Raw genomic sequence first — 9,768 nt, 5'->3', positions numbered from 1 at the left:
ATCCACAGCGCCGCGTGATCGGGTAACGGTCCGTCGAAGGCGCCGAGAGCCTCGGCGACCACGGCGAGGAGAAAGCCGCCGACACAGCCAGCGACCAGGGCGATCAGCCAGCGCCACGGATGTCTCGGGGCGGGCCACGCGATCACAACGGCCAACGCGACGACGATCGCGCACAGGACACCGAGGATCGGGCTATCGATCAGCTCGAGCGTCAGGAACCACTGTCTCATCGAGCACCGCCGTATCCGGCCCGGGCCACTGCGACGAGCTCGCGAGCCGACGGCTCCGACAGGTAAGCACGCAACACTGCGATACCGATGCCCGGAAGTTCCACGGGGTCGCTGTACGCGAGGTACAGCGTGCGATATTCCGGCCGGAACTTGCTCTTGAAGCGGAAGAGAGACGCGAAGCCGTACGCCGGTTCGAGTGCGGCAGCCACCTGTTCGAGAAGCGATGCGAGCAGCGTGCGGTCGCTTTCAGCGGCGCCGCCCGGCTTACTCGCCAGCGGAGCACCAGACAGGCTCACTACCTCCAGCCCGTCATCCTTGGCTCGAAGCGCGGTCTTGACGATGACAAACTCCATGAGACCGTTGGGACCGTCGACGCGGCGGCGCATATAGTCGAGGGTCCACCCCACGCGTCGACCCGATCGCCACGACGGCATCCAGCTCGTCACGACCTGGATACGCTCTTCGGGGTCGACCGCGAGTACCAGCGCCACATCCGGGTCCTTCGCCTCCTCGATCGACCCGAGCGTGAAGCCGAGCTCGGGGAGGGCCTTGTCGGCGACCCATTGCTCGTCGATCTCTCTGATCTGGGCGATCTGGTCAGCAGTGAGGTCATCCCATCGCGTCCACAGTGCAACAAACCCGTCTCTCTCAGCCCGCGTCATCGGCTGGCGCACCTTCTGCCAGGCCTTCCCCGTCAGTGTGAGCTCGGCGAGTACCATCACTGTCTCCTCACCGACCGATGTGTAGGCCCAGCCCATCTCCCGAAAGATCGGTAGGAACTCGTCATGGATGCTGTAAAAGGCCGGCGACCATCCCTGATCTGCGCAATGATCAACAAACGCCCGCACCGTCTGATCGCGCTGACCGGGCACACACAGCGGGTCCGCGATAGCGAGGGCAACATCACCCACCCGCCGAAACGCCACGGCTCCTGTGCCGTCGGCGGTGTACCAGTGGTCGTTTCCGCGCCAGGTTCCCATGAACCCGAGGGTTCCGCCGCCGCGGCGAAGCAACCGGCGATAGCGCTCGTCGTCGGCGACGACAGCGTGCTGCGGGAATCGGTACATCCGCAGCATCGCGACGATGAAGACCGCCCAGAACAGGACACCCACCCACTGGTAGATCAGCAGCGCGGCACCGTGAGTAGGGTATGGCGGCTGCCCGAGGTTGCGCAGGAACGATGGCGGGACGAACCGGCGCAGCGTCTCGACCAGAAGGTCGGTGACACTGACGCGCTGAACGTAGGTCTGCCGGAAGATCGACTCGGCGACGAGGTGGGTTGCAGCGCAGGCAGCAAGAGTGGCACTGACCGTTCCGGTGAACCACAGCACAGCGCGACGATCTGCCCGGACGGGAAAGAATCGCCGCAGCACGACCAGCGCACAGGCCATGGCCAGTGACACCCCGATTGCCGCGACAACCCACAGCCCGTACTCCAGCCAGGTCGGATCGCCCCAGGGGCCGACCGAGACGGTTCCCGCGATGACGGACCAGATCGCCAGGACACCGATCAGCGCCTCGACCACAACCGCCAGGACGAGCGCAGAGCGCCGACCACGGCGTAGACCCAGGGCGGCGACCAGCAGCAGGGCAACCGGCACGAGCGCCATCAGACCCGGACCGACACCGCGCGTCACCACGACAGCCAGCTGATGGTCACAGAGCGGGCTGTACCGAGTCGCGCACAGATCGACGAGGTTCTCGTCGTACTGGGTGAAGAACGAAACGGCAAACGACAACGGCCCACGTCCGCCGCCGGCCAGCACCGCCGCGAGCGGACCGAGGCCCGTCACCGCGACGACCAGTGCCGTTACGGAGCGCGTCTCGCGGGTGGATGATCGGTGCCAGGAACGTCGCGGGGTTCCGCGAACGAGCCACAGCCCCAGCAGGAGCCCGAGCAGGGCGGCCATGAGGCGATACCAGGCGTCGGTGTCGCCGGCATACAGGGCGAACATGGCCAACACGGCGAAACCGACGACCCGGATGCGGCGACGCCAGAGGGCGGATGCCAGCGCCGAGGCAGCCATGAGCGCACCAACCATCGCCGTTGCCGGGTCGAGCACCGGCGTTTCTGCTGCTTCGACGGGACGCAGATCTGACACGGTCCATAGGAGGGCATGGAAGGCTGTGGCGACGAGGTTGCCGGCGAGGGCAACAGCAAGGGTCACCCAGAGCAGCCGGAGGCGGCCCAGCACCCTTTCGGCGTACGCGAAGCCCGTCAGCGCGAGCAGGACCGTGAGGATCGCGTCAATAGCGGAATCTGGAACGAAGATCGCCGTCAGCGGCGTCCACCAGCGCCCCTGGGAGAAAACCGCGACCGGACCCACCCCCCAGAGCGATCCGTCGTCGCCCCACAACGTTCCGGTGAGAGCTGCGCACGCAAGGACAATGCCCGCTGCGGACAGCGCGACGGGGTGTTCCGTGATGTACCGTCTGACGACGCTCAGGCTTCTGAGCGCAGCGAGATCGGGCCGTGCAGGCTCGACAGCCGCCACCGGCGCACCTCCCGTTCACACTGTCGCGCCGAAACACTACAGCGAGGCGCTCGACGTGGGGAGGGTGATCCTGTGGATCAGTGATGAGCCGCCTGTGCGGCACGCAGCGTCGAGATCACCTGGTCGCGCAGCTCCTCGGGGGCTGTCTCCTTGCACGCTCGTGCGACAGCCTCGGTCAGAGTGGTCGCTACGAGCGCCTCCTCACGGCAGGCCGGGCACTGCTCAAGGTGCTCTCGAATGTCGGCGTGCTCGGTCTTGCACACCTCGTTTCGCAGGTACTCCTCCAAGTCCCGCGTGGCCTTAGCGCAGCCGCAGTCAGTCATGTCTCGCTCCTCGAGGCGGCGACCGAGATGCCCCGCTCGGTCGCATATTCGGCCAGCAGCTCCCGCAGCATCCGTCTGCCACGATGCAGACGGCTCATCACGGTGCCGATGGGGGTTTTCATGATGTCGGCGATCTCCTGATACGCGAAGCCTTCGACATCGGCAAGGTAGACCGCGAGGCGGAAGTCTTCGGGAATCGACTGCAGTGCGTCCTTAACGATGGATGCCGGCATGTGGTCGATCGCTTCGGCTTCCGCCGACCGCGTACGCGTTGAGGTCGTGGACTCTGCCCCGCCGAGCTGCCAGTCTTCGAGATCCTCGATAGCGCTCTGGTAGGGTTCCCGCTGCTTCTTGCGGTACGTGTTGATGTACGCGTTCGTCAGGATGCGGTAAAGCCATGCTTTCAGGTTCGTTCCCTGTGTGAAGCTCGACCATGAGGCGTACGCCTTGACGAAGGTCTCCTGCACGAGGTCTGCGGCATCCGCGGGGTTGCGTGTCATTCGCATCGCAGCCGCATAGAGCTGGTCCATGAACGGCAGGGCCTGCTCTTCGAACTGCGTGCGCGGGTCGGCCGGCGCCTCGGCCTGATCAGTCATCACGCGCCAGTCTACGTCCGGCGCTATAGCGATCGTCATCGGGCTCCTTCCGTCCCTCATTAGGCTAGGAACCGATGAGCGGCGAGAGATATTCCACCCCGACCGGTTCCGGAGAATCCGGCTGGTCAGCTCCGCGCGCCGTGGAAGCGGTCGCCGCCCGTCTGGCGGTCCCCGGATCCAAGTCGCTGACCAATCGCGAACTGATCCTCTCGGCGATTGCCGATGCTCCGAGCACCCTCCACGCTCCGCTGCACTCCGACGACTCCGTGCGCATGGTGGCCGCCCTCGAGGCGCTCGGCGTCCAGATAGACGCCGTCGAGGGCGACAGCCCCTTCGGGCCTGACCTGGTCGTCACCCCTCCCAGCGCATCCGGATCGGTCGGCGCGACCTCTTCCGGGCTTCGCGGCGCGACAGTCGACTGCGGTCAAGCGGGCACTGTCATGAGGTTCATCGCGGGCATTGCTGGGCTGGCCGAGGGCGATGTGATGCTGACCGCGCACGAGAGCGCGCTGCACCGACCGATGGGAGCGATGATCAGGGCGCTTCGCGACCTGGGCGTCGATGTCGACGACGAGGGTCGCTGGGCACTCCCCTTCCGCGTGCGCGGACACGGTCACATCCGCGGCGGTGAAGTCGTGATCGACGCGAGCGCCTCGAGCCAGTTCGTGTCCGGGATGCTGCTCGCGGCGCCCCGTTTCGACACCGGTCTCCACCTCATCCATTCCGGGTCGCGGCTGCCGAGCATGCCCCATATCGACATGACCATCGAATGCCTCGCGCATCGCGGTGTGCACGTCGAGAGACCCTCCCCGCGGGAATGGATCGTGCCTCCGCAGCCGCCCCGCGGCAAGACCGTCGCCATCGAGCCCGATTTGTCCAACGCCGCCCCGTTCCTGGCAGCTGCCATGGTCACCGGCGGCAGCGTCACGATCACAGGCTGGCCCGCGCACTCCACCCAGCCAGGGGCGATGCTCGGGACCATCCTGCACGACATGGGTGCCCGCGTCACGCGTCGTGGTGGAGCCCTCACCGTCGCTGCGGGACGCGGCATCCGTGGCATCGACATCGACCTGTCAACGGCGAGTGAGCTGACACCCACGATCGTCGGGCTCGCCGCCTTTGCCGCGGAGCCGACGACGATCACCGGCGTGGGTCACATCCGCGGCCACGAGACCGACCGCATCGCAGCGCTCGTTGGAAACCTGCGCGCGCTCGGCGGCGCCGCCGACGAGCTCGAGGACGGTCTGCGCGTTGTTCCCCAGCCGCTCCACGGCGGGGTGTGGCAAGCGTTCCATGATCACCGCATTGCGACCACCGGCGCCCTGATCGGCCTCGCCGTCGATGACGTCGTGGTCGACGACATCGGAACGACCGCGAAGACAATGCCGCAGTTCCCGCAGCTGTGGGCCTCGATGCTCGAAGGGAACGACGCGGAGTGAGCTGGCTCGGGGACGTCGACGATGACGATGAGCTCGGCATGGACGAGAGCGATATTCGCGTCAGGCCGAACCCCAAAGCCAACCGGCCGCGCACGAAGCGCCGCCCTAGCCACGCGGATGCCGAGATCGCACGAGTCCTGGGGGTAGACCGCGGCCGTTACACGGTGCTCGTCGGCGAAGACACGGATGCCGAACGCCAGGTGACAGCCGCCCGGGCACGCGAGCTGCACCGCACCGCGATCGTCACCGGTGACCGCGTGCGGGTTGTGGGAGATATCTCTGGAGACGAGGGAACCCTCGGCAGGATCGTCGGAATCGAGCCCCGCACGTCCCTCCTGCGGCGAAGCGCCGACGACACCGATCAGGTGGAGCGTGTCATCGTCGCCAACGCCGATCAGATGCTCATCGTGATCGCCGCCGCCGACCCGGAGCCGCGCCCACGCCTGGTCGACCGCTACCTTGTCGCCGCGCTGGATGCCGGCATCCGCCCCCTGATGGTTATCACGAAGACCGACCTGTCCGACCCGGCGGAGTTCCTGGCGCACTTTGCGGGACTCGACCTCGAAGTCTTCACCAGCGCACGCTCTGACATGCCGCTCGAGCGGATCGGTGCCGCGCTGGTCGGTCACAGCACCGTCTTCGTCGGACACTCAGGGGTGGGCAAGTCCACCCTTGTCAACGCTCTGGTTCCCAGCGCGGATCGGGCGACGGGACATGTCAACGAGGTCACCGGTCGGGGACGACACACATCGAGTTCGACGGTGTCCTTGCGCTACGAGGCTCCCTCGGGCACGGGATGGGTCGTCGACACCCCCGGCGTACGCTCCTTCGGGCTCGGTCACGTCGATCCTGACAACATTCTGCGGGCGTTCACCGACCTTGCCGAGGTTGCGCGGGAGTGTCCGCGTGGATGCACCCACCTGCCGGATGCGCCCGATTGCGCCATCGCGGAGGCGGTGGCAGCGGGACGTCTGGGGCCCGAGGCGGCAGCGCGGCTGGATTCGCTGCAGCGTCTGCTCACGACGTTCGCAGATCGCCCCTGAGCGCCGGCGCGGCGCTATCGAGGGCACGGCGGGGAACGCGCGGCTCTAGGGTGGAAGTATGACAGTGCGTCTAGAACCCGGCACAGCTGCGCCCGACTTCACCCTCGTGAACCAGGACGAGACGGATGTCTCGCTTCACGATCTTCGGGGCACGGGCGTCATCCTCTTCTTCTACCCGCAGGCGATGACTCCGGGGTGCACGACGGAGGCCTGTGACTTCCGCGACAGTGTCGAGCCGCTTCGCAGCTCCGGGTACGTGGTGCTCGGCATCTCGCGCGACGCTCCCGCCAAGCTGCGGGCGTTCCGCGAACGCGACGCGCTTCCGTACGACCTGTTGAGCGACCCCGACCGTGCCGTCCACGAGGCCTACGGAGCGTGGGGCGAGAAGACGATGTACGGCAAGACGACAGAGGGGGTGCTGCGCTCGACCTTCGTCCTCGACGAGAAGGGCGTCATCACGCACGCCCTCTACAACGTCAAGGCGACGGGTCACGTTGCCCGTATCCGCGGCCTGCTCGGTCTCTAGTCTTCCCGCGCTGACGGGGCCGCGCCGCGAACCGCTATCACCAGGAGCACGAGGGCGACGCCTGCCGGGATGGCGATCACGACGCCCGTGACCGGGTGCGCGTACTGGCCCGTTGCAGCTCCGAGGGCGACGGCAAGGATCAACAACTGCGTCACGATCGCTCCCGAGCGCCCCCAGGACAACCCTCGCCACGTCGTGATGCCGAACACCGCGACGATCGCAGCTCCGGCCAGCGTCAACACGATCAGGGCAATCGCACTGTCGAGCGCTGCGGTATCGCCGGCGATGACCGCAACGGCCTCCCAAGCTGCGAGCGCCCCGAGCCCCGCTGCTTCCAGCAGCACGATCACGCCCGCCGCTCGAGCGGCAATCATCGAGCGTGTCACTGCATTGACCTCCCGATCACTCTCGGCCCGCGCATAGCGTTCTTGCACCGTCCTCACGAATGAACCCTTGATTCGGGTGAACGGCTGTGGGACGATGGGTAAAGCCGTGTGCTCCCACAAGGTCGTGGGACGAGACATCTTCTCGTACACCTCATAGAGTATCCGACCGCCCCCGTGGCCCGATGCTCATTCCCCATCAAGGAGCACCCCCTATGGATTGGCGCGACAAGGCCGCCTGCTTGACTGTCGACCCCGAGCTGTTCTTCCCGGTAGGAAACACGGGTCCAGCGGTCGACCAGATCGAGAAGGCAAAATCCGTGTGCGCCCGGTGCACCGTCACCGAAATCTGCCTGCAGTACGCTCTGGAATCCGGTCAGGACTCGGGTGTGTGGGGCGGGCTCTCCGAAGACGAGCGCCGCGCCCTCAAGCGCCGCGCTGCCCGCGCGCGCCGCGCCAGCTGACAGCCTCGAATGCGGCGGCGTCAGGCCGTCGTCAATCGAGCGCGATGTAGCGCAGCGGGATGTCGATTGTGACTTCCGTGCCGCTTCCGACGAGCGTGTGCCAATCGATCGTGCCCCCGAGCTCTCCCTGAATGAGGGTGCGCACGATCTGGGTGCCCAAGCCTCGGCCGACTTGGCCTTCCGGCAACCCCACGCCGTTGTCGCGCACACGCACCAGGAGTCGTTCGGGGTCCCGCTCGGCCTCGATCTCGACGTCGCCCTCTTTGCCTGCGAGGCCGTGCTCGACGGCGTTCGTCACCAGCTCCGTGAGTGCCAGTGCCAGCGGCGTCGCGTACTCGCTCGGGAGCGTGCCGAAGCGCCCCACGGAACGGGTCCGCGCGCGCGTGGTCGGCGCGGCTGCCACTTCGGCGACGAGTTTGAGAACACGATCGAAGACATCGTCGAAATCGACGCGTTGCGTGAGTCCTTCTGACAGGGTGTCGTGCACGACGGCGATTGCAGAAACGCGACGCATCGCCTGGGTCAGCGCCTCGCGAGCCTCCTCCGTGTGGGATCGGCGGGCCTGGATACGAAGCAACGATGCGACGGTCTGCAGATTGTTCTTGACCCGGTGGTGGATCTCGCGAATCGTCGCATCCTTCGTGATGAGCTCCTGCTCCTGGTGGCGCAGCTCCGTGACATCTCGGCACAGCACGATCGCACCGATGCGCGTCCCGTGATCACGCAGCGGGATGGTCCGCAGACTCACCGTCACCCCCCGCGCCTCGATGTCGGCGCGCCAGGGCGCCCGACCCGTCACCACCAACGGAAGCGATTCGTCGAACTGGCGCTTCTCGGGAAGGATCTCCGTCGTCACCTCAACGAGCGACTCTCCCTCGAGCTCGTCCTCGAATCCCATACGGTTGAATGCCGAGAGTGCGTTGGGGCTCGCGAACGTCACGGTCCCATCGACGTCGAGGCGCACGAGACCATCCGAAGCTCGCGGAGCACCCCGCCGCGGAGCGGTCGGCGCGCTCAGATCGGGGAAGTCACCCGAGGCGACCATCCCGAACAGGTCGTCGGCACACTCGTTGAAGGTGATCTGCTGACGCGAAGGAGTACGCGTCTCGCCGAGATTGGTGTGACGGGTCAGGACTCCGACCGTGGTGCGACCGGAGCCGGCCCCTCGCACGATCGGTACCGCACGCACCCGGGTCGGGGTCTCTTCGAACCAGTCCGGGGATGCCGAGTCGACGATCATTCCCGAGAAGAACGCCTCGCGGATCTGGGTCCGCCACTGGGGGCGAACCGGGTCGCCGACGATGTCACGGTAGAACAGGGTCGCAGCGCCGCTGGGGCGGGCATGGCCGACAGCAACGAACGAGTCATCCGTCGTCGGAACCCAGATGACGATGTCGGCGAACGCGAGATCGGCCAACAGCTGACCGTCCCCGGCCAGGCGGTGGAGCCATTCGACATCCGCACCGGTGGAACGCCCCTGGGCATAGACAAGATCGCTGAGGGTCGACATCGTTTCAGCCTAGAGCCCCGGCATGGATGCTCGAACTACGCAGCTTTGCGAGTATCGACGGCGAGCGCCTCAGCCACAAACCGTCGCACGCTGGACACGATCGGGGATCGCCGGGCAACGTCTGCGATCGGGCGGGCGGCCAGGAGCGCACCGTCAGCCGAGCGCGGATCTTGCGGCACGAACCACACATCACGGATGCCGGCGAACCGGTCGAGACTTCGGCGTACCTGACCGCGGGCGTCGATGCCCAGGGAGCCTGGGCGCAGCCGGTTGGCGACCACCGCGATCGGTGTCGCTCCCACCGTCTCGCGCAGCTGCGCGTAGCCGCGAACGAAACGGCTGATGCCGACCGGATCCGCAGCGGCCACGGCGACGATGAGATCAGCCTCCTGGAGGGCGGCGATCGTTGCGGCGTTGCGCCTGTCCCCCGCGAGATCACTCACGATCTCCTCGTCGCGGTCCAGCGGCGCTGCGACATCGACAACAGTGTCATCAGCCCATTCGCGGCACACCGCGAGGGCGGCGCGTACCCGATCTTCACGCAGCTCCGGCCAGCGTGATGGACGATTGATGCCGGTCAGAATCTGCGGCCCGCGCCCGAGCCGCAGCGCGATGCGATCGAGTTCAGCGACATCCAGAGCACCACGACTCACTTGTCGGCAGGCGGCGGCGAACCCCGGGCCTTCATCGGGGAGCCCCAGCGCCAACGCTATCGACGGCGCGTGGGAGTCGGCGTCGATCAAGGCGACGTCGCGGTCG

10 protein-coding genes and 1 pseudogene are annotated in these 9,768 nt (G+C 66.8%); 4 read left to right on the top strand and 7 right to left on the bottom strand.

The genetic code is table 11. The features are described 5' to 3' along the window. The 4 genes from Q1V87_RS05925 to Q1V87_RS05910 form a co-directional block, all read right to left on the bottom strand. A partial coding sequence (locus Q1V87_RS05925) for a hypothetical protein (RefSeq protein WP_300591256.1) occupies positions 1 to 230 on the bottom strand: 230 nt, incomplete at its 3' end. Beyond that, positions 227 to 2,725 (bottom strand): phosphatidylglycerol lysyltransferase domain-containing protein, encoded by a 2,499-nt coding sequence (locus tag Q1V87_RS05920; RefSeq protein WP_300591255.1) that lies wholly within the window; start codon positions 2,723 to 2,725, stop codon positions 227 to 229. The genes Q1V87_RS05925 and Q1V87_RS05920, both read right to left, overlap by 4 nt. Before the next feature lie 77 nt (positions 2,726 to 2,802). Then, positions 2,803 to 3,048, bottom strand: coding sequence for a zf-HC2 domain-containing protein (locus Q1V87_RS05915; protein WP_300591254.1), 246 nt, complete (start codon positions 3,046 to 3,048; stop codon positions 2,803 to 2,805). Then, a complete protein-coding gene (locus tag Q1V87_RS05910; RefSeq protein ID WP_300591253.1) occupies positions 3,045 to 3,644 on the bottom strand; it encodes a sigma-70 family RNA polymerase sigma factor in 600 nt (199 codons plus the stop codon). Before Q1V87_RS05910 ends, Q1V87_RS05915 begins: the two co-directional genes overlap by 4 nt. Positions 3,645 to 3,718: 74 nt before the next feature. Here Q1V87_RS05910 and aroA point away from each other — a divergent pair, with 74 nt between their 5' ends. From aroA to bcp, 3 genes are read left to right on the top strand one after another with little or no spacing between them, the layout of a single operon-like run. After that, positions 3,719 to 5,083, top strand: a complete 1,365-nt coding sequence (gene aroA, locus Q1V87_RS05905; protein ID WP_300591252.1) for a 3-phosphoshikimate 1-carboxyvinyltransferase — start codon at positions 3,719 to 3,721, stop codon at positions 5,081 to 5,083. Beyond that, positions 5,080 to 6,126, top strand: a complete 1,047-nt coding sequence (rsgA, locus tag Q1V87_RS05900) for a ribosome small subunit-dependent GTPase A (protein WP_300591251.1) — start codon at positions 5,080 to 5,082, stop codon at positions 6,124 to 6,126. Before aroA ends, rsgA begins: the two co-directional genes overlap by 4 nt. Before the next feature lie 58 nt (positions 6,127 to 6,184). After that, positions 6,185 to 6,652, top strand: coding sequence for a thioredoxin-dependent thiol peroxidase (gene bcp / locus Q1V87_RS05895; protein WP_300591250.1), 468 nt, complete (start codon positions 6,185 to 6,187; stop codon positions 6,650 to 6,652). On the opposite strand, the gene Q1V87_RS05890 is transcribed toward bcp, so the two are convergent. After that, positions 6,649 to 7,095 (bottom strand): histidine kinase, encoded by a 447-nt coding sequence (locus Q1V87_RS05890; RefSeq protein ID WP_300591249.1) that lies wholly within the window; start codon positions 7,093 to 7,095, stop codon positions 6,649 to 6,651. The two genes, bcp and Q1V87_RS05890, sit on opposite strands and share 4 nt — an antisense overlap. Before the next feature lie 155 nt (positions 7,096 to 7,250). Here Q1V87_RS05890 and Q1V87_RS05885 point away from each other — a divergent pair, with 155 nt between their 5' ends. Beyond that, on the top strand, positions 7,251 to 7,499 hold the full coding sequence (locus Q1V87_RS05885; protein WP_019182239.1) for a WhiB family transcriptional regulator: 249 nt from the start codon (positions 7,251 to 7,253) through the stop codon (positions 7,497 to 7,499). Positions 7,500 to 7,530: 31 nt separating this feature from the next. Here Q1V87_RS05885 and Q1V87_RS05880 read toward each other — a convergent pair whose 3' ends face one another. Both Q1V87_RS05880 and Q1V87_RS05875 read right to left on the bottom strand, forming a co-directional pair. Further along, the gene (locus Q1V87_RS05880) at positions 7,531 to 9,009 is read right to left on the bottom strand and encodes a sensor histidine kinase (RefSeq protein ID WP_300591248.1); all 1,479 of its coding nucleotides are present in this window, start codon (positions 9,007 to 9,009) and stop codon (positions 7,531 to 7,533) included. Positions 9,010 to 9,044: 35 nt separating this feature from the next. Next, positions 9,045 to 9,768, bottom strand: a pseudogene (locus Q1V87_RS05875) (hypothetical protein); the annotation flags it as partial.

Source organism: Microbacterium sp. (assembly GCF_030149085.1).
GTDB lineage: Bacteria > Actinomycetota > Actinomycetes > Actinomycetales > Microbacteriaceae > Microbacterium.
Note: the sequence above shows the minus strand (reverse complement) of the source record. Positions and strands in the feature narration are given on the sequence as shown.